Genomic DNA, 20,969 nt, shown 5'->3' with positions numbered 1-20,969 from the left:
TCCCCGACAGTTGATGAGCGCGATTAGAACGTCGGCGTACTACCCGAGTCTTGCCCTGCGCGGGCGCTCAGTGCATTTCCGTGACGATGCTCCCCGCCCCTCCCTTCGTGCTGCTCGACGATGCACGTGACGGCGGCGCACCTGCGCGGCTGTACCGCGATCCGATCCGCATCGTCACCGCCACCACCACCGCCGCCGTTCGCCCCGCACTCGCCGAGGTCCGCGCAGCGGTGGGCGAGGGACTGCATGTCGCAGGCTATCTGGCGTATGAGGCGGGCGCGGCGCTGGTCGCGCGTGCCCCCGCGGTGACGGACGCGCCGCTGCTCTGGTTCGGGCTGTTCGACGGCTACGAGCCGCTGTCGGGCGAGGGGGTCGAGGCGCTGCTGCCCGATCCTGCGGGGGCGTGGGCCGGGGCGCCGGTGCCGACGATCGCGCAGGCCGACTATGACGCCGCGCTGGCCCGGGTGCTCGGCTACATCCGCGCCGGCGACATCTATCAGGCCAACCTGACCTTTCGCGCTGAGGTGCCGTTCCTTGGCGATCCGCTCGCGCTCTACGCCCGGCTGCGGCGTGGCGCGCGCGCGGGGCATGGCGGCGTCGTCGCAACCGGATCGACGATCTTGCTGTCGCTGTCGCCTGAGCTGTTCTTCGAGGCCGAGGGCGATGCGCTCACCTGCCGGCCGATGAAAGGCACCGCGACCCGCGCTCCGGTCGCCGCGGACGATCGCAAGCGGGCGGCGGCATTGGCGATGGACACCAAGCAGCGTGCCGAAAACCTGATGATCGTCGACCTCATGCGCAACGATCTGTCGCAGGTCGCGGTGCCAGGCAGCGTCGCGGTACCCGAACTGTTCACGGTCGAGACCTATCCGACGATCCACCAGATGACGTCGACGGTCACCGCGACGTTGGCGCCGGGCAAGGACGCGATCGACGTGGTCGAGGCGCTGTTCCCGTGCGGATCGATCACCGGCGCGCCCAAGCAGCGCGCGATGGAGATCGTCGCCGAGCTCGAACCCGCTGCCCGCGGCGCTTATACTGGTTCGATCGGACGGATCGACCCGGCGGGCGCGTCGTTCAACGTTGCGATCCGGACGCTGGTGGTGCCCGAACAGGGCGCGCGGGCGACGCTCGGGCTCGGGTCTGGAATCGTCGCCGATAGTCGCGCGGACGAGGAATGGGCCGAATGCCTCGCCAAGGGCGCGTTCGTCACCGCCGGGCAGCGCCGCATCGACCTGATCGAGACGATGGCGTTCGATCCCGAGATCGGGCTGTTGCGCCTGGAGACGCATCTCGCCCGGCTGAAGGCGAGTGCCGATGCGCTGGGCTTCGCGTTCGATCGCCACGCCGCGCGCAACGAGCTCCAGGCCGCCACCTTCCGGCTGCGCGGCGCCAAGCGCATCCGCCTGCTGCTCGCGGCGAGCGGGTCGGTCGCGATCGAGGTGGCGGACATACCGCCGCCGCCGCCGGGCCCGGTCGACGTCGCGATCCTGCCGCTGCCGGTCGCGCGGTCCGACTTCCGGCTGCGTCACAAGACCAGCGATCGCGCCTTCTACGACGATGCGCGCATCGCATCGGGTGCGTTCGAGGTGGTGTTCGAACAGGACGGATTGCTCACCGAAGGCAGTTTCACCTCGGTCTTCGTCGATCGCGGCGGCGTGCTCGTCACCCCGCGTGGCGACGGGCTGTTGCCGGGCGTGCTCCGCGCCGACCTGATCGCAGAGGGACGCGCGATCGAGGGCGACCTCACCCGTGACGATCTCGCGGGGGGCTTCTTCGTCGGCAATGCGGTGCGCGGCCTGCTGCCCGCCATCGTTGCGGTTGCGAAAGAGCCGCGGCGCCCGCTATAGGCCCGCGCGCCTATCCCGCGCAAAGGCTGCCCAATGACCCCTTCGATCGCCCTCGGCCGCATCAATCCATCGCCCACGCTCGCGATCACCAGCCGGGTTATCGAGCTCAAGCGTGCCGGGGTCGACGTGATCGGGCTGGGCGCGGGCGAGCCCGATTTCGACACGCCCGATTTCGTGAAGGACGCCGCGATTCAGGCGATCCGCGACGGCAAGACCAAATACACCAATGTCGACGGCACGATCGAGCTGAAGCAGGCGATCGTCGCCAAATTCGCGCGCGACAACGACCTGACCTACGCGCCCGATCAGGTAACCGTGAATGTTGGCGGCAAGCACACCTTGTTCAACGCCATCGTCGCGACCATCAACCCCGGCGACGAGGTGGTGATCCCCGCACCCTATTGGGTCAGCTACCCCGATGTGGTGCAATTCGCGGGCGGCACCCCGGTGATCGCCCCCGCCGGCCCCGATCAGGGCTATAAGCTTTCGCCCGAGGCGCTCGAAGCCGCGATCACGCCGCGCACCAAATGGGTGATCCTGAACTCGCCGTCGAACCCGACCGGTGCGGGCTACACCGCGGACGAGCTGAAGGCGCTCGGCGCGGTGCTCGCGCGCTATCCCGAGGTGTGGATCTTCGCCGACGATATGTACGAACACATCGTCTATGACGGCTTCCGCTTCGCGACGATCGCGCAGGTCTGCCCCGAGCTGTACGACCGCACGCTGACCGTCAACGGCTGCTCCAAGGCCTATGCGATGACCGGGTGGCGGATCGGCTATGCTGGCGGTGCTTCGTGGCTGATCAAGGCGATCGCCAAGCTCCAGTCGCAATCGACCTCCAACCCCTGTTCGATTGCGCAGGCGGCGGCGACCGCGGCGCTGAACGGCCCGCAGGATTTTCTCGCCGAGCGCAATGCCGCTTTCCAGGTCCGGCGCGACATGGTGGTGTCGATGCTGAACGAGATCGACGGCATGCGCTGCCCGCTGCCCGAGGGTGCGTTCTACGTCTATCCGACCTTCGCCGGGCTGATCGGCAAGACCACGCCGGCGGGCCGCCTGATCGACACCGACGAGGCGTTCGTGGGCTATCTGCTCGACGACGCGAAGGTCGCCGCAGTGCAGGGTGCGGCGTTCGGCCTCTCGCCGGCGATGCGGATCAGCTATGCTACGTCGGACGCGCTGCTGCGTGAGGCGTGCACCCGGATCCAGACCGCCTGCGCCGCGCTGCGCTGATCCGGACTCGGGGATGAACAGGCCCGCCAGCGGGCGTTAACGCAGCGTTTCATAGAACGCGCATTGCGGAAACCGCGCCGGTGCACGATCTGGCGGGTAGGGAGTGCGGCACGTCCGCCTCCCCTGAACGACAAAGGCAAGGCTCATGCGCAGCATTCTCAAGTCCAGCTTCCTGTGGCAGTTCGCCGGCGGGTTCGTGCTCGGCACGCTCGGCCTGGTGGCGTTGCAGCCGGCCGACGCGCGCCACAGCTTCATCCACCATCTCGATCCGGTCGCGCACTTCCAGCGCTGACCCCGATGCTGACCTTGGTGCCGTCGCCGCGCCTCCCCATATCGGTCGCATGACAAAGACAATTCTCGCCGCCGCAGCGGCTTCGCTGATCGCGATCGTCGCCGTACAATCTAGTGCGCAGGCCGAGCGCGCGGTCGTGATCCCCGCTGCGAAGGTCGATCCGACGCCACGTACGGGCATGCAGACTGCGGTGTTCGCGGGCGGCTGCTTCTGGGGCATGGAGGCGGTTTTCGAACGCGTGAAGGGCGTCCGGTCGGTTCAGGCCGGCTATGCGGGCGGCAGCGCGGCGACCGCCAATTACGAGACCGTCTCGACCGAGACCACCCGCCACGCCGAGGCAGTGAAGGTGACCTACGACCCGCGTCAGGTGAGCTATGCGACCTTGCTGCGGGTATATTTCTCGATCGCGCACGATCCCACCCAGCTCAATCGTCAGGGGCCGGATAGCGGGCTGAGCTACCGCTCCGCGATCTTCCCGCAGTCGCCGCAACAGGCGGCCGCGGCCAAGGCCTATATCGCGCAGTTGACAGCGGCGCGCAGCTTCACATCGCCGATCGTCACTAAGCTGGAGCAAGGCGGCTTCTACCCGGCCGAGGCGTATCACCAGAACTTCTACGACCGCAATCCGCGGCACCCGTACATTGTGACGATCGACAAGCCGAAGGTCGCCGCGTTCAAGGCCGCCTTTCCTACACTCGCCCTCGCGCGCTAAGGGCTGAGTGCCAAGTGCTGGCTTGTCGATAATTCGTTCGTTCGGCGAAGTCGAAAAACTTGGTCGCGAGACCGCGCGTCGGTGCTTGCGGAGACGCTGGGCCGCAAAGCGGCCGCTTCGCTTGCGGCACCTTACGTCTTGAGCAAACGGTCGCCTTCCTGAACGACGTCAGCGCAATGGGCGCATGAAGAAGCGGACAAGACGAAGCTTACCCATCTATCCGCAAGGTGTCCCGACGAGGAGAGCGACATCGTAAATTCCATCAGAGGGTCAGGGCAGGGACGGGTCGTGCTCGTCGGCGGTACGGGCAACCTTGGGTTGCGGATCGCGCGTGCGCTTGCGGCACGTGGCGCGAACGTGCTGGCGCTCGCCCGCCAAGGCGGAGACACCGCGGCGTTGGCCGATACCGGCGTTTCCGTCGAGAAGATCGACTTCGACGACGAGCAGTCATTGCGGCGCACTCTGGATGGCGCCTCATGCGTCATCTCGGCGCTGAACGGTCTGGAGGACACGATCATCGGCCGTCAAAGTCGCGTGCTGGACGCCGCAGTCGTTGCGGGCGTTCCGCGCTTCATTCCGTCGGACTATTCACTCGATTTCACGAAGACGAAGCCCGGTCGCAACCGCAACCTGGACCTCAGGCGTCGCTTCATGGCTAAGGTCGATGCAGCCCCGATCCGCGCGACTTCGATCCTCAACGGCGCGTTTGCCGATCTGCTCGCCGGACAGGCGCCGATCGTTCTCCCTGGACCGCGGATCGTTCTGCATTGGGGAAGCCCTGACCAACTGCTCGACTTCACTACCAAGGAGGATGTCGCCGCCTATGCAGCAGCGGCCGCACTGGATCCCGATACACCGAGAACTTTGCGGATCGCGGGTGATAGCGTGAGTCCGCGCGATCTCGCCGCCACCATGCAACTGCTGACCGGTCGACGATTCCGATTAGCGAAGCCGGGCGGCGTCCCGGTCCTCAGCGCTATGATCAGGCTCACGCGGACACTCGCGCCGCAACCCGGTGCGGTGTTCCCAGCGTGGCAAGGCATGCAGTATCTGCGAGACATGATGGACGGGACCGGCAAGCTCGAGCCGCTCGACAATGATCGTTACCCGGAGATCAACTGGACGAAAGCCAGGCAGGTGTTGGCAGGGGCGATGGCGATGAAACGGCTCTAACAACGGCGCGCGAGCATGACCGGATCAAGCCAAGACCAGAGCCGACATCGCAGCTAGGCTGTTGCCGCTCTGCCCGAACTCGGCTGCCAAGCCAGGGTCGATCGGCCTTCCCGATTGTCGCACCACCGTCGTCACGTCCTTGCGCCAAACTGCGTTCGGACCATGCTGCTCGGAATGGTTCTGACCGGTGCCGACGAGGTACATCCCAGCGGTCGCTAGCCGCGCCAGCGACACGTTCTGCTCTGCGGCGCTCTCCAGCCACCGATGATGAGAGCCAAGGGCCGCGTGTGGATCAAGCCTAACGAGGTCGCTGCTATCTGGAACGACCCTGCCGATGGTGCTCGATCCGCAAAGCTCGTGAAACGCGCCATCGAAGGCGCCTCCGATCGGGAAACGCTGCACCCGCAGGCTGGCGTGATCGAGCGCGTAGCCGTCGCTTACGATCGCGCCGACGTCGTCCGGCTTCATCGTCGAACGCGCGGTTCGTACCAAGTCGATCGACACCCAATCGTCGGCATCGAGGAACATCAGCAATCCACCGCCCGATCGACGGACCGCCTGCTTGATCAGCCACTTCTTGCGGCCGCCGTCATCGTTCGCGACGGTCGGCTGTTCCGCCGGCCAGTCCGCTTGCAACAGGACGAAGCGCGGATCTGCTGCCACCGATCGCCAGCTCGCCGGCACATCATGAGCGGCCAAAAGCACGCGGAAGTCAGCATCGCTCTGCGCCTGGACCGAGCGAAGCGTGAGCTCGAAGAGGCGCTCGACAAGCGGCCAGTTCCCCGACGATTCACGAGCGATCAACGGGATGCCGAAGGTGAATGGCTCGGTCACGCGGCTACCCGGTCCAGCTTCAGCACATGATCGCCGTAAGAGGCGCAGCATCGCAGGTGCGCGGCGCGGATCTCGTCATCAGCGAGCAGCGCGGTGATCGCACTCTCCACGGCAGGCAGATGGCGCTGGATGCTCAGATCCTGCTCCTCGTTGCGGTTGAAGGTCTCCCAATTCTCGTCGCGCGCCCAGCGCTCGGGCCCGAGCCCGCCACCGCGATCATGCTTGACCAAATAGTCCTGCCAGGACCGTGTGTTGTAATGATTGACCTGGGCGAGCGACCAAGTGACCTGGCCCGGCTCGGTCTGCAGGAACTGCTCGGAGCGAGCATAGCGCGACGGCAGCCTGTGGCCACCGCCATCGACGGGTCGCAATCCGCCGACGCATTCGGCTCTCGCGAACCCCGGACCGTGTGGCAGCAGCGGACAATGGTACGCCTCGGGATGTGTGAAGAGGGTCTTGAACGACCAGTTGACACCGTGGTGCAGCGGCGCGGCACGGGTAAAGCGCTTGAGGACGAGATCGGGCGCCCAATGCTCGTGCCCCGAAGCGCCGAATGTCCGCCAGTTGACGAGCCACGCGGTCGCTTCGGGCGTGGACGCCAGTAATGCCGGAACCTTGCCGTCACCTACGTGGATGTTGAGAAACTCGTCTGCGTCCAGCACCATCAGCACATCCGGCCAGCTCGGCTCGAGCGACGCCGTGGCTTGCGCATATGCGTGAAGCTGCGCCTTGTCGTTCGCGGCCGGCGAGCAACGAAGATGCCGAACAAGACCCCGGCGTTCGAGCAGGTCGAGCAGGTCGGGCGAACCGTCGACACAATCGTTCGTGCATACCAGCATTTCGGTGAAGCCGATGTGCCGGTGATAGGCGACCCATTCGAGTATGAAAGGACCCTCGTTGCGCATCGTCGCGACGAGCGCGATCCTTTGTGCAGTCATCTGAACGCCGTAAGCAGTGGTTCGGTCTACGCGCAACACGCCAGCAGCCGAGATGATCCCTTGGCGATCATCTAAGGCGAAGCGTTCCGCGGCATCTCGAACGGCGGGTGAGCGCATGCCGAAGGCAGCAAGCGATCACGCCGTCCATTCCTCCAGATTCGCTTCCGCGCCGATCAGGGCCAGGCCGTGCGCGATCGACGTCAGCTCCCCGCCAGTCGCGATCCGCTCCTCCCCGAAGCGTCGATCGAAGATCGCACGGATCGCGGGGATGAGTGAGGATCCGCCTGTCAGGAAGACGCGATCGATATCGGCGGCATCGACCTCGGCGCGCGCGAGCGCTACGTCCATAATTGTCTCCACACGGACGAGGTCGCCGGCGATCCATCGCTCGAACTCGGTCCGGCGCACCTCGGCCTCGATAGAAACGCCGCCGCCTGCAAAGCGGAACGCGGCATGGTCCGCGGTGGACAAGGCGCGCTTGAGCCGGCTGACCGAGTCATAGAGCGGAAAGCCCTGTTCATGCTCGATCAGCGCGAGCATGCGGCCGATTGGCTCTGGTTCGACGGCGCTGGATTGCAGACGGCGCAGATCCTCCAGCGTTCGCCGGTTGCGCATCAGCGCCAGCCGCGACCAGTCCGAAAAGTCGGCGAACCAGCCGCCCGGAATGTCGAGCAGCTTGCCCATAGATCGGTATGTCCCGCCCTTACCAAGCAGGGGAAGCACCACCCGATCGACGATCCGCTGATCGAAGCGGTCGCCGGCGATCGCGATGCCAGCAGAGGACAGCGGCGTGCAGCGCCGCGGCGCGCCGGGTTCTGCGACGCGCACCACCGAAAAGTCCGTCGTACCACCGCCGAAGTCGGCGACCAGAACGGTTGCCGGCTCGGTCAGCCGGGCGGCGTAGCTGTACGCTGCGCCCAGCGGTTCGTAGACATAATGCAACTCGGTGCCGAAGGCCTGCAGCATCAGGTCATAACGCTGACGGGCGAGTGCCGCGTCTGGTCGTGCACCCGCGTATTCGACCGGACGCCCGACGATTACTCGACGCGGCGGCTGGTCGAGACGGCCACCCGAATGCGCGACGAGCTTTTGCAGGAACAGCCTGCCCATGTCTTCGAACCTGAACGGCTTGCCGAAGATAAGCGCGCGTTCGAAGGACGGGCTGGCGGCGACGCTTTTGAAGGATTGGACGAAACGGCTGTCGAGCGGCGCCTGAAGGTATTCGGCGATCGCCCATGGCCCCGCCTCGTGTGCGATCCCGTTCCAGCCGCGCTCGTCCTCCCAGAAGCAGAGAGCGGAGCGGAAGACCGGGCCGGTCGCCTCCTCGCCCGCGAACGCGACGAGCTCGGCGCCGCCATGATCGTCCGCCAGAGCGACGACGGTGTTGGTCGTGCCGAAATCCAGCCCGAGCGCGCGAGGGGCGAGACCGTTTTCCATATGCTGATCCCCGAAGTTCGCCGCCTGGGCGGAACCGGCGGGCGCATCGCACGCGTTTTCATGGCCGGCAAGCGGACCCCATCTCGGTCATAGCGTCGCCGGACAAGTGCGGCGGCCACCATGCAAAGTCGGAGCCTCCTCTGTCGGACAAATGCACGGCTTGCACTATGATACTGGTGCTATCGAGCAACATGGTTACCGAAATAGGACTGACTCGGTCGTATATCGGGGTTGCCCGCTTGCATCGTGGGGACGGGGCCGCGAGGCTGCCGGTAATGCGCAAAAGCGCCAACCGGGGAAATCTTTATCATGTCGTCCATCCGATCGACCGTCATGTCGGGCGCTGCCGTCCTGGCCATTGCATTCGCCGGCCTGACCGCGTCCGCTCACGCACAAACCGCGCCGGCTGTGTCCAGCCCCAATGTCGCCGACGATGCTGGGGCAGGTGAGGACATCCTCGTCACCGGTTCGCGCATTCGCCGCGATCCGCTCGATCAGCCGTCCCCGGTCATCAGCGTCGACGAACAGGCGGTCGCGCGCACGGGTCTTTCCTCCATCGCCGACGTCCTGCAACGCATTCCCAGTTCCGCCGGCGGATTGAACACCAAGTTCAACAATTCGGGCAATTTCGGCAATCCGCCTGATGGCGGTGGCGTCGGCGCCGGATCGGCGGCGATCGATCTGCGCTACCTGGGCGCCAAGCGGACGCTGGTGCTGGTCGACGGCCTGCGCTGGGTCAACGGCGCCTCGGCCAGCGGCATCCCCGCCTCGGTCGACCTGAACTCGATCCCCGACGTCATGATCGGACGGGTCGAGGTGCTGCAATCGGGTGCGTCGCCGCTCTACGGTTCGGATGCGATCGCGGGCGTGGTCAACATCATCACCAAATCGACGCAGGACGGCTTCCGCGCGCAGGCGCAATATGGGCAGTTCCTGAAGGAAGGCGACGGCGAAACGCAGAACTACCAGCTGAGCTGGGGTAATGGATCGAACCAGCCGGTCGACGTCGTTGCCGGCGGTTTCTACATCAAGCAACAATCGGTCAGCGCCGCCGACCGCGACATCTCGCAATTCCCGAACCCCGGTCAGACCAGCTGCGCCGAACCGATCGGCGGCTGTTCCAGCTATACGCCGCTCGGGCGTTTCCTCATCAACGGGCAGAACCTGACGTTGCGCGGGCCGGTCACGGGCCGGCCGGCGGTGTACGACCCGACCCTAGTTGGCGGTGATTTCAAAGCGTTCACCGCGGGCGATCGCTTCAACTTCGCACCGTTCAATTACTTCCTGACGCCGAGCGAACGCTATGGCGGCTTCATCAACACGCGTGCCGAGTTCTCGGAAGCGATCAACCTTCGCGTGAAGGCGGTCTATAATCACCGTGCCTCGCAGAACCAGGCGGCATTCCTGCCACTGCCGATCGGGCCGGATGCGGGCGGCGGACCGCTGACGCGCATCATCTCAATTGATGCGACCAACCCGTTCAACCCCTTCGGTCGTACCCTGAACGGTGGCGGCAACGGCCAGCCGGCGACCTATTCGGCGATTTTCCGCCGGCTCGTGGAGGCCGGACAGCGCACCTACAGTCAGACGGTCGACACGATGTCGCTGACCGGCACGCTCGACGGCCGTTTCCAGATGATGGGGCGAAACTGGTATTGGGACGCCAGCGCGGTGATCGGCCGCAACGATGCCAAGCAGGTGTTCACCGGCAACGTCAACGTCGCGCGCTTGCAGCAGGCGCTCGGCCCGATCAGCGACTGCGTCGGCGCGTGCGTGCCGCTCAACGTCTTCGGCGGGGTCGGCTCGATCACCCCGGCGATGCTCGGGTTCATTGGTTTCGACGAGCGCGCGCGCAGCAACCAGGTGCTGAACGACTATACCGCCAACCTGTCGGGCGACCTGTTCGACCTGCCCGGCGGGCCGGTCGGCATCGCTGTCGGCTTCGAGCATCGGTACCAGTCGGGCAGCTTCACGCCTGATCCGCTGATCCAGGCGGGGTTGGGCGCCGACATCCCCGCGCAGGCCGCACGCGGCAGCTTCAACGTCGACGAAGTGTATGGCGAAATCCGCCTTCCCATCCTGAAGGACGTTCCCTTCTTCAGCAGCCTCGAAGTCAACGGCGCGATCCGCCACTCCGACTATTCGACCTTCGGCGGCAACACGACGCTGACCGGCGGCGCGTTGTGGAAGCCGGTCGCCGACCTGCTGTTGCGCGGTTCCTATGCCGAAAGCGTCCGCGCGCCATCGATCGGGGAGTTGTTCGGCGCCCAGTCGCGCTTCGACCAGTCGCTGCCCGATCCCTGCTCCAACGTGGCAGGCAGCCTGTTCCAGACCAACGCCACCGCACGGGCGAACTGCATTGCGGACGGCGTGCCGGCGAACGGCAGCTATGCCGAACCGGCGGGTCAGCTACCCGTGCTGACCGGCGGCAATGCGGCGCTCCAGCCGGAAAAGGCCCGCACGCTGCTGTTCGGTGGCGTCTACAGCCCGGCATGGGCACGTAGCGGATTCGCGAGCGCGTTGAGCCTGGAGGTCAATTACTACGACGTGAAGGTACGTGGCGCGATCGCGGGCATCCCGGCCGACGTGCTGCTGAGCCGCTGCGCGGTCGCGGCTGATCCGCTGTCCTGCGCAGCGACGACGCGGACCGCGAACGGGTTCGTGTCGGCGATCAACGGCGTCCTGCTCAACACCGGCGGCATCCGCACCCGCGGGATCGATGCTACCTTCAACTTACGGACGCGCCAGACAGGTGCGGGCGTGTTCGGTCTGTCGGTGATCGGCAACTACCTGCTGCGCTATCAGGAGACGGTGCCTGCCACGAGCGGTACCACGACGACCCGCTACGAAGGGTTCGAACGGGGCAGCCCCGATCAGGCCTATCCTCGCTTCAAGGGACTGGCGACGATCGACTGGGCGGCTGGCCCGGTAACCGCGTCGATCACGGGCCGCTTCATCGACAATGTCAGGGAATTCCAGAACACGACCGAGTTGAAGGAGCGCCTTTATGGCGATGCGCAGCTGATCATCCGGCCGGAGTGGGTCGACAGCCGTTTCGCGCTGACGGTCGGCGTCAACAACGTGTTCGACAAGGATCCGCCGGCCTGCTTCTCGTGCAGCCTGAACAACTACGATCCGACGACCTATGACGTTCCCGGCCGGTTTGGTTATCTGCGTCTGTCCTACGGTCTTTAAGCGATGCCGGGGCAGGCGGTGACCTGCCCCAAATCTTGGCCGCCAAGTACCAAGCGCAACTCGCGCACGCTAACGCCGTTGCGACGTGGTCTGCGCCCGCAGGGCCTTGAACTCGGACCCTGCGCGCCATTCCGGCCAGACAGTCCCGTTCGCCAGATCGAACCCGATCCGGCGGACAAGATCGACATCCGCTGAGGCGCCGCGCAGGTCCCACTGCGCCGACCACGCGTCGCAGGTCTGATGATAGCAGCGCATATAGTCGTCGAGCCACGCCTTGCCCGCGCCGCGGCCGCCGTCGACCAGGTCGGGAGCGCCGCTGATCGCCATCAGTAGTAGCGTCGGCACACCTCGGCGCGCCAGCGAGAAATGATCTGCGCGATAGAAGAGACCGCGCTCCGGCAGCGCCTCGGGGGTGACTACCCGTCGTTGCGCTCGGGCGGCTGACGCCAAGGCGTCTTCTAAGCTGTTCTGCCCGGCGCCGACCAGCATCACGTCACGAGCAGGCCCGGCGGTCTGGAGGATGTCCAGCGTCAGGTTCGCCACCGTTTTGGCTATCGGGTAGATGGGGTTGGCGGCGTAGGTTTCCGAGCCGAGCAAGCCTCGCTCCTCGCCGGTCCACAAGGCGAAGACTTGCGTTCGCGCCGATGGTCTAGCCTTTGCTGCGGCGCGCGCTATCGCGAGGACACCAGCGGTCCCCAACGCATCGTCGTTCGCGCCGGGCCGGATGCGACGGCCCTGCGCATCGGGCGCGCCTTCGCCGTAAGCATCCCAGTGCGCGCCATACATGACAACCTCGTCCGGCCGCGTCCGCCCGGGCAGCTTTGCGAGCACATTGCGGCTTTCGGCGCGGACGACGGTTACCGGCAGGTCGGCGGAGAAGCCGTCGCCTTTGAGCACAACGGGGTGGAAGTCCGCACGGCGAGCGGCGGCACGCTGCTGCGCCAGATCCAGCCCGGCCGCAGCGAAGAGGCGAGACGCCGCACCCCCCTCGATCCAGCCCTGCAGCATCACGCGCGTGGCCGGTGGGCGTGCGACGTCGTAATTCTCTCCGGCCGGTGCGGTGACCGTCGCCCAGCCATAGCCTGCGCCCGGCGTGTCATGGACGATCAGCGCCGCGATCGCCCCGCGCCGAGCGGCTTCTTCGAACTTGTAGGTCCAGCGGCCGTAATAGGTCATGCGGCGGTCGCCGAACCGGCCTTTCGCGTCATCACCCGCAACCGCTTCGAAGTCGGGATCGTTGACCAGGAAGACCGCTACCTTGCCCTTCAGGTCCACCTTCTTGAAGTCGTCCCAGTCGCGCTCGGGTGCGCTCACGCCATAGCCGACGAACACCAGCGGCGCGTTCGCCACGGTTGCGCGATCGACCGGACGGACACTAGATAGATATACGTCCTTGCCCTGCGTCCACGGCACGCCGTTGGCGCTGATCGTACCGGCGCCGAGCTGCGTTCGAACGAGCGGCACTGGCTGAGTCCAACTGTCGTTCGGTCCGCCAGGTTGCAGCCCTGCCGCGCGAAACTGGGCGACGAGCCAGTCGACGGTCTTTGCCTCTCCTGCAGTACCCGGAGCACGTCCGCCGAATTCTTCGCTCGCCAGGATCTTCACGTCTGCCGATAGCGAAGCCGGCGATAGAGGATCGGGCTCCGACGCGGCGGCGAGCAGGGGCACAGCGGCAAGAGCGAGATAGCGTAGCATCAGCGAGTTCCTGGGTTAAGTGATCGCATCCGAACGAGTTACTCGTGTTCGGATGCGCTGGTAAATCGGCTGAGCCGCACGCCTTGGCGGATCTGCACCACGCGCTCGGCAGTCCATATATCGGCAACTCTCGTGGACATCACGGTTCTCCGCCCGTTTCACTCACCGCGCTCGATCTCGCCGCGATTTCCCGACCGGTTGCAACGCCTGAGTGTCAGCGCCGAGGACCTTCGGTCGCAGTTCCAGGCTCGCGGCGAGAAACGGCTTCTCCAGTTCGGCGAAGGTCACTGGCGTCATGCCGAGGACGCGCCTTGCCTCGCGGGCGAAGTGGGACTGGTCGAAATAGGTCTCCGCTATGGCCTGGGCCACCGGGACCGGAGCAGGCCGGGTGAGGGGGATTATGGAGCGGAGGAAGCGTGTGCGCGACAGGAGCAGTCTCGGTGAGAAACCGAAGTACCGATAGCTCAGACGACGCACCCGGCTCTCCGAGACGTTCATCGCTGCGACGATGTCGCTTACCTGGGTGACGCGCTCGTCGATCACGAGGCTGGCGAGTTCGGCGATAAGGCGATCGTCGCGCTGCGGCTCCAGCAGGCGCGGTTGCAGGAAGGCGTCGAGCAGCGGGGCGACGGGGCGGTCGATGTCATGGCCCTGCAGCAACCCGCACAGGGTGATCACATCTTCGACGGGCCACAGCGTGTCGAGTGGCACGATCTGATCGGCGACCCCTGACGCAGGTTGCTTGAACAGGCGCGCCCAGCCGAGCGCGCTCACTCCGATGCCGACCATGAAGCCGCCGCGTGTCGTCGCGTGAATAGCCTTGCTCGTCGGCCCGAAGACCGCGGCCGGCGGCAGCGGATCGAAATGCCGGTCGCCGATCGTCACCGCGATCGGCTTGTTGTACCAGGATATCCTGATGTTCGCCGTCCCTGGCAGAAACCAGTCGGACCGCGCCTGGCCGCGTGGTGCCCGGTAGAAATGATAGCCGGTGATGAGGTCGCGGAGCCGGTCCGATGGCCGCTCGTAGCGCGCGACGCCACCGCCGGGGAGCTGCCGCTCCGCCAATGCCATGCGAGGATCTTCGCTGTTGGACAATCTGGACCTTGCTCCGCTCAGCCAACGCGTCGGCGCGAGCATCGATCGCCATTACGCCGAAACCGGGATCAGGAACACCGGGAGCATCGGTGGCGCGATCGAACCCAGGACCCAAGCCTATCGGCAGGCGTTGTGACGGCAACCTTTAGGAGTTCGACATGGATCTGAACCAATTACTGCCGGCGGGCGGCATCGACGCACTTGCAGCTCAGCTCGGTCTGCCGCGCGACCAGGCGCAGCGCGGCGCCGAGGCCCTGCTGCCGTCGGTGCTCGGCGGCATGGGCGATAACGCCGCCGATCTGGATACCCACGTCGATGCGCTCGGTGGGGCCGACCTGGCGCGGAACGTGGTCGGTCCGGAGCCGACGCAGGTCGATCAGGGCAATCAGCTGCTCGGCGGGATTTTCGGGTCCAAGGATGTCAGCCGTCAAGTCGCGGGGCATGCGGCGCAAAGCAGCGGATTGGATCCGGCACTGCTGCAGAAGATGCTGCCGATCCTGGCGATGCTGGTGGCAGGCCATTTGGCCGGACGATCGGGCGGGCAGCAGGGCGGGCTGGGCGGCATCCTCGGCACCGTGCTCGGCGGGCTCGGCGGTGCGGGTGGTGGCGGACTCGGTGGGCTTGGCGGTCTCGGCGGCGGCATCGGGGGGGCCGGTGGCGGATCGGCTGGAGGTGTTGGCGGCCTCGGCGGTATGCTCGGGTCGATCCTCGGCGGCCGCAAATAGCGCGATTTCAGGACCGATCGCGGCGAGTACGTTAGGAGTCGAGCGGGATCGAACGCGTACGTCGCGCGCGATCCCGCTTCGCGGTTGCCGGGTCAGCGCAGTTGCACGCGGAACCCGACACGGAATTGACGGCCCAGCAGGTCCGAATAGGTGCTGTTCGCCGCAAGGCCGGTCTCCGGCAGCAGCAGCGGCCAACGGTTGAACAGGTTGGTGACGTTTATGAAGAACTCGGCCCCGCGTCCGCCGTCAGCGCCGCCGATCTTCTGGGTCAGGTTCAGGTCGACGTAGAACAGCCCGGAGACGTCGTTGTCGTCCTGTGTGGGGAACTGGGTCGACGAGATCGGACACCCCGTTTGGCATTCGATCGCGTTTGCCAGGTATTTGCCCGCACTCACCCCGCGCGCGACGCCGGTGATCGAGAAGTCGGGCGTGTCATAGCCTGCGGTGAATCGATATATCCATGTCGGCGTGCTCGTCTGACCGCCGTTCGCGCCCACGGTATCGATCGGCACCGTCCCGGCGATGCCTTGGTCGATGATGTTGTCGATGTAGCGCGTCGCCACGCCGCGAAGCGTGAAGTTGCCCTTCGCATCGTCGAACAAGCGGCTGAGCGGCAACCGGTAGCTGGCGTCGAAATCGATTCCGCGGACCAGCTGCTGGGTGAAGTTGAAGGGCTGGCTGCGGAACAGGATGCGTGACGCGTTGGTGGGATCGGGCGAATAGGCGTCGCAATAGGCCTGGGTGCCCTCGAAGCAGCGATTGATGATCTCCTGCGCGCTCAGGCTGCCGATCGCGTCGTCCATCTCGATACGGAAATAATCGACCGACGCGCTGAACCCCGGCAGGAACCGCGGCGTCAGCACGCCGCCGATGTTCCAGGAATCGGACTTTTCGGGACGCAGGTCGAGGTTGCCCGTAACTGTCGCCGAATAGGAATAGCTCGCCGGCCCCCTGCTCGGATCGCTGGCGAGGAAGAACGGGTTGCGGACCGAATCGCTGTTCGATGCGCCAGCCTGGTAAAGCTCGTTCAGATTGGGCGCGCGGATGTCGCGCGAGCGGGTCACGCGAAAGCGGATGTCCTCGATCGGCTGCCACGTCGCGCCCAGTTTCCACGTCGTGACATAGCCCGATGTGGAATAGTCGGTCGCTCGTACCGCGCCGTTGAACTCGACACCCAGCCCCAGCGGAACGACGGTCTCGAGGTAAGCCTCCTTCACATTGTAGCTGCCATTGGTCGGCAGGTAGTTGCCGACCGACCACTGGTTAATGGTGGCGTTCTGCCCGACCGTCGGCTTGAATTCGGGCGGAACGAAGCCCTTGATCTGTTCCTTGCGATATTCGCCGCCGACGGCGACGCTGACATCGCCAGCCCAGGTCGCGAACGGGGTCAGCGACAGATTGGCGCCGGTGACATATTGTTCGATCGTCTCGTCGCGGTACGGGCTGCCGAGCACATAGGCGAACGCCGCCGGATCGGCGACGCCGATGCCGAGGCGGTTGAGCGGCACGCAGCCGTTGGTCGGCGCGGAAAGGGTGGTGCGGCACACGATGGTCCCCGCGGCGACGCCTGCCGTATTGCCCGCGGGTGCGAACACCGCATCGGTCGCATTGAGCATCCGTTGCGTGTTCATCACGTTGGTCAGTTGTTCGTGGAGTTCCGCGCGGCCATATTGGCCGTAGACGTTCCAGGCCGAACGCTTGCCGAAAGCCTCGAAATCGCCATTGGCGCCGATCGTGTAGCGCTGCACCTCACGGCGGTTGTCGACGCCGCGATAGGGCAGGTCCGCCGCCGAAGTCGCGATCGTCACGGTGTTGACGCCGGTCAGCGCCGCCCTGCCGAGGGTGTTGATCAGGAAGGCGTTGTCGGCTTGCAGTACGACTCCGGTGGAAAGGTTCGGCCCGGCGTTGAAGACGACGCGCTGGCGGTTGTAGGCCGCTTCCGCGAACAGTTCGATACCGGGCGTGGCTTCGAAGCTGGCGCGACCGAAGAAACCGTGCCGATCGTCCTGCGCATCGAGCCCGATTCGGCGCCCGGTGTCGTTGACCCGCCAGTCGCCACCCTGGGTCAGCGCCGGCGCCGCCGTCCCACCGACCGCGGGGAAGGTCAGCGAGCCGAATTGGAACTGGTTGACCGCGCCGTTCTGACCGAAATACCGGCCGCGCAGGCTGTTGGCGGAAAGTCCGCTACCGGCGAGCACGGAGTTGGCGGTGATGATGCCGCCGGGGGTGGAGTTCACCGCACCGACCTGGCGGCGGATCAGATATTGGGGTGTGGTGCTGGTCGCGGTCCAGTTGGGATCCTGGATCCGCACATAGCCGGTCGCGTTCCAGGCGCGGTCGACATCGAAGATTCCGTCCTTGTGCGCGACTTCGGCGTTGAACAGGATGTGGCCGCGGCCGCCCGCGAACGGCAGGCCCGCGGTGATGCTGCCCGAATAATTGCCGCCGTCGCCATAGGTGGTCACGCCGCTGTCGATCGCGGCCTTCAGCCCGGTGAACTTCTTGTCGAGCACGAAGTTGACGACGCCCGCGACCGCGTCGGAGCCATAGGCGGCGGAGGCGCCGCCGGTGACGACCTCGATGCTGCTGATCAGCGATTGCGGGATGGTGTTGATGTCGACCAGTCCGGTGATCGTCGACGGCACCGACCGACGTCCGTCGAGCAGCACCAGAGTCCGCGTCTCGCCGAGGTTGCGCAGGTTGAGCGCGTTGATGCCGGCCTGGCCGCTGCTGAGGTTGAGCCGCGAATTGGCGGGGCGGGTCGATCCCGCGAGCGCAGGCAGTTGGTTGACGAAATCGGCGATGTTGTTGGTCGGCGCGCTGTTCTGGATCTCCTCCGCGGAGATCACGGTAAGCGGGGTGGGCGATTCGAAGCCGCTGCGGACGATGCGCGATCCGGTGACGAAGATATCGCCGCCGCGCTCTTCCTGCTCGGCCACCCGATCGGGCGTTTGCACGTCGGCGACGCTGGACGGCGCAGTGGTGACCGCGGTGTCGGCGGTCGTCGTCTGCGCGAGCGCCGGGGTCGCGACTGCGATCGCGAGCAAGCTGCAGAGGCCGCGCTGAGCCGACATGCGCCGCCGGATCTGTCCTGAAACCGTCATTATAGCCCCCTAATGCTTGCTTGATACCGGTAGCCTGCCCGTCGCCGCGAGATGGCCCCTGTCCTCTAAGCGTCGGTGCCGGTCTCTTGCGAACCGTGCGTAGGACGCCCTGCTCAGGCAACGTGCGCGTCAGCGGGCGGGAGCGTCAAGGCCCGATGTTCGCGCAATTTCATCAGGCATAACTGTAGCCTATGGGAAGCCCGCGACGCCGACCTGTCGCTTGGCGCCGGCTTGGCTTAGATCGGGATACGGGTCGCCCCGGCAGACGCGTACCGGCAGGGAAAGGGTTTCGATGCTCGATCGTCGTTCGTTCCTGCTCGGCACCGCCGCAACGCTGGCGCTTGCCGCCGGGCGTCGGGGCTGCGCCGCCCCGCAGGCGCAACCGACCTTTGCACCGGCTTCGCGCTTCGTCGATGTCGGCGGCCTGGTCGCACCGATCGAGATCGTCGACGACGCTTACGGCGTGCCGCATATCCGGGCCGCATCCATCCCCGACGCGTTCTTCGGCCAGGGCTATGTCGTCGCGCGCGACCGGCTTTTCCAGATCGACTTCAGTCAGCGGCGCGAACTGGGCCGGATGGCGGAGGCGTTCGGCAGCCAGTTCGTCAAGTTCGACGCGGCGGCGCGGCTGTTCCATTATCGGGGCGACCTCGAGGCGGAATTGCAGCGCGTGCCATCGGACGTGCTCGCCTGCGCACGCGCCTATGTCGCCGGGGTCAATGCGCGAATCGACGAGGTCACCGCGGATCCTTCGCTGCTGCCGCTGGAGTACCGGATTCTGGGCGTCGCGCCGCTGCGATGGGCCGTTCGCGATCTCGTGATCACCCGCGGCGCGTCGATCGGCAACGCCGACGACGAGGTTCGGCGGGCGCAGCTCGCCGCGCTCGGGCTGCTCGATCTCGATGCGGTGGTCGCGCCGTTGCGGCCCGCGCACCGGATGGCCGTGCCCGATGGGCTCGACGTCGCCGCGGTGGACGATGCGGACCTCGGCATCCTCCGGCTCGGGCGGCTGCCGTTCGGCCCCGACACACCGGCGGTCGATCCCGCAAGTATGATCGAGCGCGCCAATGCGGGCAGCAATGCCTGGACCGTGGCACCCGCGCGCACCGCGACCGGGCGCCCGATCCTCGCCAACGATCCGCATCTCGGCATCGGCGGCTTCGGCCCCCGGCACGTCGCGCATCTCACCGCGCCGGGACTCGACGTGATCGGCGGCGGCTCGCCGGGCCTGCCCGGAATCATGCAGGGTCACACCGATCGCTTCGCGTTCGGTCGCACCAACTTCCACATCGACCAGCAGGACCTGTTCGTCCTCGATCTCCACCAGGACGATCCGGAGCGTTATCGTCATGCGGGCGGCTGGAAGCGCTTCGAACGGATCGACGTCGCCATTCCCGTGAAGGGGGCACCGCCCGAGGCCGCGACTTTACGCTATTCGGTGCATGGGCCGGTCGTCGCGCACGATCCCGCCAAGCGGCGTGCGACGGCGCTCGCCTCGATCGCAACGCAGCCCGGCGGCGGCGGGGTGTTCGCGATGATCGCGATCAACCTCGCGCAAGATTGGGCGAGCTTGCAGAAGGCGTTCTCGCTGCATCCCTCGCCCACCAATTTCCATTACGCCGATGTCGACGGTAATACCGGCTGGCAGGTGATCGGCTTCGTGCCGGTCCGCAAGAAGGGTGACGGGCTGCTCCCCGTCCCGGGTGGCGGCGCGTATGACTGGACCGGGATGCGCGACCACCGCGCGCTGCCGAGCGAGTACAACCCCGCCAAGGGCTGGTTCGCGTCCGCCAACCAGAACAACCTGCCGCAGGGCTGGCCCGCCGACCGCGTCCCCGCTTATTCGTTCCGCGATCCCTATCGGTACGAGCGCGTCGCGGATGTCCTGTCGCGGCAGGCTCGCCATACGCTAGCGGATAGCGTCGCGCTCCAGCACGATACGTTCTCCGCACCCGCTCGCCAGCTGATCGCGCTGCTGCCCGACCGCGTCGGTGACGCCGCCCGGCCGGCGCTCACGATGCTGCGCGCCTGGGACGCAAAGCTCGACGGCGACAGCGCGGCGGCGGCATTGTTCGAGATCCTGTGGCGTGACCTCGGCACGCGCATGCTCGCCGCGATCGTGCCGGATCGAGCGGCGGATCTGGTGACGGAAATCGCGCCGTCGGTGCTGCTGGACCTGCTCGCGAGGCCCGACGCGCGGCTCGGCAAGACGCCGGTCGCCACGCGCGACGCGATGGTCGACGCCGCGCTCGCCGCGAGCTGGGCTTCGGCGACGGCGCAGATGGGCGCGGATCCGGCCGCGTGGCGGTGGGACAAGCTCCACCAGCTGGTCATCCAGCACCCGCTGTCGCGCATTCCCGCGATCGCGGCCGCGTTTCCGCCGATGACCGGGCATGGCACCGGCGGCGATTCCTACACCGTCATGGCGCGCTGGCTGGGCAACGGTCCGGGCTGGCGCGTCGGCGGTGGTGCGAGCTATCTGCAGGTGATCGATGTCGGTGCGTGGGATAATTCGCTGATGCTCAATCTGCCCGGCCAGTCGAACGACCCGCGCTCGCCGCATCATGCGGATCAGGTCGCGCCGTGGGTCGCGGGCCGGATGCAGCCGATGCTGTTCGGGCGAGCCGCGGTCGACGCGCATGCCGCCGCACGGGTGACGCTGCGGCCGCGGGGGACCAGCCGGTGA

15 protein-coding genes are annotated in these 20,969 nt (G+C 66.4%); 9 read left to right on the top strand and 6 right to left on the bottom strand.

Going from position 1 to position 20,969, the window contains the following annotated elements:
- The first annotated feature begins 86 nt into the window (after positions 1 to 86).
- From pabB to ACFE77_RS01405, 5 genes are all read left to right on the top strand, one after another.
- Entirely contained in the window at positions 87 to 1,850 is a 1,764-nt protein-coding gene (gene pabB / locus ACFE77_RS01425) for an aminodeoxychorismate synthase component I (RefSeq protein ID WP_375419865.1), read from the top strand.
- A gap of 33 nt (positions 1,851 to 1,883) precedes the next feature.
- On the top strand, positions 1,884 to 3,083 hold the full coding sequence (locus ACFE77_RS01420; RefSeq protein WP_375419831.1) for a pyridoxal phosphate-dependent aminotransferase: 1,200 nt from the start codon (positions 1,884 to 1,886) through the stop codon (positions 3,081 to 3,083).
- 145 nt (positions 3,084 to 3,228) lie between these two features.
- A complete protein-coding gene (locus ACFE77_RS01415) occupies positions 3,229 to 3,375 on the top strand; it encodes a hypothetical protein (RefSeq protein WP_375419830.1) in 147 nt (48 codons plus the stop codon).
- A 49-nt stretch (positions 3,376 to 3,424) separates the two neighbouring features.
- Entirely contained in the window at positions 3,425 to 4,087 is a 663-nt protein-coding gene (gene msrA / locus ACFE77_RS01410) for a peptide-methionine (S)-S-oxide reductase MsrA (protein ID WP_375419829.1), read from the top strand.
- 288 nt (positions 4,088 to 4,375) lie between these two features.
- Entirely contained in the window at positions 4,376 to 5,260 is an 885-nt protein-coding gene (locus ACFE77_RS01405; protein ID WP_375419828.1) for an NmrA family NAD(P)-binding protein, read from the top strand.
- A 24-nt stretch (positions 5,261 to 5,284) separates the two neighbouring features.
- Here ACFE77_RS01405 and ACFE77_RS01400 read toward each other — a convergent pair whose 3' ends face one another.
- The 3 genes from ACFE77_RS01400 to ACFE77_RS01390 are packed head-to-tail and all read right to left on the bottom strand — an operon-like array spanning position 5,285 to position 8,469.
- Positions 5,285 to 6,094 carry a glycosyltransferase gene (locus ACFE77_RS01400; RefSeq protein WP_375419827.1) on the bottom strand — a complete coding sequence of 270 codons (810 nt, stop codon included), beginning with the start codon at positions 6,092 to 6,094 and terminating at the stop codon, positions 5,285 to 5,287.
- On the bottom strand, positions 6,091 to 7,149 hold the full coding sequence (locus tag ACFE77_RS01395; protein WP_375419826.1) for a glycosyltransferase family 2 protein: 1,059 nt from the start codon (positions 7,147 to 7,149) through the stop codon (positions 6,091 to 6,093). The genes ACFE77_RS01400 and ACFE77_RS01395 overlap by 4 nt, the downstream gene beginning before the upstream one ends.
- Positions 7,150 to 7,167: 18 nt before the next feature.
- Entirely contained in the window at positions 7,168 to 8,469 is a 1,302-nt protein-coding gene (locus ACFE77_RS01390) for an Hsp70 family protein (protein WP_375419825.1), read from the bottom strand.
- 309 nt (positions 8,470 to 8,778) lie between these two features.
- Here ACFE77_RS01390 and ACFE77_RS01385 point away from each other — a divergent pair, with 309 nt between their 5' ends.
- Positions 8,779 to 11,664 carry a TonB-dependent receptor domain-containing protein gene (locus ACFE77_RS01385; protein WP_375419824.1) on the top strand — a complete coding sequence of 962 codons (2,886 nt, stop codon included), beginning with the start codon at positions 8,779 to 8,781 and terminating at the stop codon, positions 11,662 to 11,664.
- A gap of 69 nt (positions 11,665 to 11,733) precedes the next feature.
- Here ACFE77_RS01385 and ACFE77_RS01380 read toward each other — a convergent pair whose 3' ends face one another.
- Together ACFE77_RS01380 and ACFE77_RS01375 are read right to left on the bottom strand one after the other, a co-directional pair.
- The gene (locus tag ACFE77_RS01380; protein WP_375419823.1) at positions 11,734 to 13,359 is read right to left on the bottom strand and encodes a M28 family peptidase; all 1,626 of its coding nucleotides are present in this window, start codon (positions 13,357 to 13,359) and stop codon (positions 11,734 to 11,736) included.
- Between the two features lie 162 nt (positions 13,360 to 13,521).
- Positions 13,522 to 14,430, bottom strand: coding sequence for a helix-turn-helix domain-containing protein (locus tag ACFE77_RS01375; protein WP_375419822.1), 909 nt, complete (start codon positions 14,428 to 14,430; stop codon positions 13,522 to 13,524).
- 16 nt (positions 14,431 to 14,446) lie between these two features.
- On the opposite strand from ACFE77_RS01375, the gene ACFE77_RS01370 reads away from it, so the two are divergent.
- Positions 14,447 to 14,590, top strand: a complete 144-nt coding sequence (locus ACFE77_RS01370) for a hypothetical protein (RefSeq protein ID WP_375419821.1) — start codon at positions 14,447 to 14,449, stop codon at positions 14,588 to 14,590.
- A 22-nt stretch (positions 14,591 to 14,612) separates the two neighbouring features.
- Positions 14,613 to 15,179 carry a DUF937 domain-containing protein gene (locus ACFE77_RS01365; protein ID WP_375419820.1) on the top strand — a complete coding sequence of 189 codons (567 nt, stop codon included), beginning with the start codon at positions 14,613 to 14,615 and terminating at the stop codon, positions 15,177 to 15,179.
- A 92-nt stretch (positions 15,180 to 15,271) separates the two neighbouring features.
- Here the strand turns inward: ACFE77_RS01365 and ACFE77_RS01360 are convergent, their stop codons facing one another.
- Positions 15,272 to 18,253: a TonB-dependent receptor plug domain-containing protein gene (locus ACFE77_RS01360; protein ID WP_375419819.1), complete on the bottom strand. Its 2,982-nt coding sequence runs from the start codon at positions 18,251 to 18,253 to the stop codon at positions 15,272 to 15,274.
- A gap of 322 nt (positions 18,254 to 18,575) precedes the next feature.
- Between ACFE77_RS01360 and ACFE77_RS01355 the strand changes: the two genes are divergently transcribed.
- Entirely contained in the window at positions 18,576 to 20,969 is a 2,394-nt protein-coding gene (locus ACFE77_RS01355; RefSeq protein ID WP_375419818.1) for a penicillin acylase family protein, read from the top strand.

It is taken from the genome of uncultured Sphingomonas sp. (assembly GCF_964243315.1).
In the GTDB taxonomy this organism is placed as follows: Bacteria; Pseudomonadota; Alphaproteobacteria; order Sphingomonadales; family Sphingomonadaceae; genus Sphingomonas.
The sequence above is the reverse complement of the archived record's forward strand: the minus strand, read 5'-3'. Positions and strand labels throughout refer to the sequence as shown.

Excerpts from the sequence above, each read along its gene's own strand:
- pabB (WP_375419865.1), top strand. The coding sequence starts at position 87 with ATGCTCCCCGCCCCTCCCTTCGTGCTGCTCGACGATGCACGTGACGGC.
- ACFE77_RS01420 (WP_375419831.1), top strand. The coding sequence starts at position 1,884 with ATGACCCCTTCGATCGCCCTCGGCCGCATCAATCCATCGCCCACGCTC.
- ACFE77_RS01415 (WP_375419830.1), top strand. The coding sequence starts at position 3,229 with ATGCGCAGCATTCTCAAGTCCAGCTTCCTGTGGCAGTTCGCCGGCGGG.
- msrA (WP_375419829.1), top strand. The coding sequence starts at position 3,425 with ATGACAAAGACAATTCTCGCCGCCGCAGCGGCTTCGCTGATCGCGATC.
- ACFE77_RS01395 (WP_375419826.1), bottom strand. The coding sequence starts at position 7,149 with ATGCGCTCACCCGCCGTTCGAGATGCCGCGGAACGCTTCGCCTTAGAT.
- ACFE77_RS01390 (WP_375419825.1), bottom strand. The coding sequence starts at position 8,469 with ATGGAAAACGGTCTCGCCCCTCGCGCGCTCGGGCTGGATTTCGGCACG.
- ACFE77_RS01385 (WP_375419824.1), top strand. The coding sequence starts at position 8,779 with ATGTCGTCCATCCGATCGACCGTCATGTCGGGCGCTGCCGTCCTGGCC.
- ACFE77_RS01380 (WP_375419823.1), bottom strand. The coding sequence starts at position 13,359 with ATGCTACGCTATCTCGCTCTTGCCGCTGTGCCCCTGCTCGCCGCCGCG.
- ACFE77_RS01375 (WP_375419822.1), bottom strand. The coding sequence starts at position 14,430 with ATGGCATTGGCGGAGCGGCAGCTCCCCGGCGGTGGCGTCGCGCGCTAC.
- ACFE77_RS01365 (WP_375419820.1), top strand. The coding sequence starts at position 14,613 with ATGGATCTGAACCAATTACTGCCGGCGGGCGGCATCGACGCACTTGCA.
- ACFE77_RS01360 (WP_375419819.1), bottom strand. The coding sequence starts at position 18,253 with ATGTCGGCTCAGCGCGGCCTCTGCAGCTTGCTCGCGATCGCAGTCGCG.
- ACFE77_RS01355 (WP_375419818.1), top strand. The coding sequence starts at position 18,576 with ATGCTCGATCGTCGTTCGTTCCTGCTCGGCACCGCCGCAACGCTGGCG.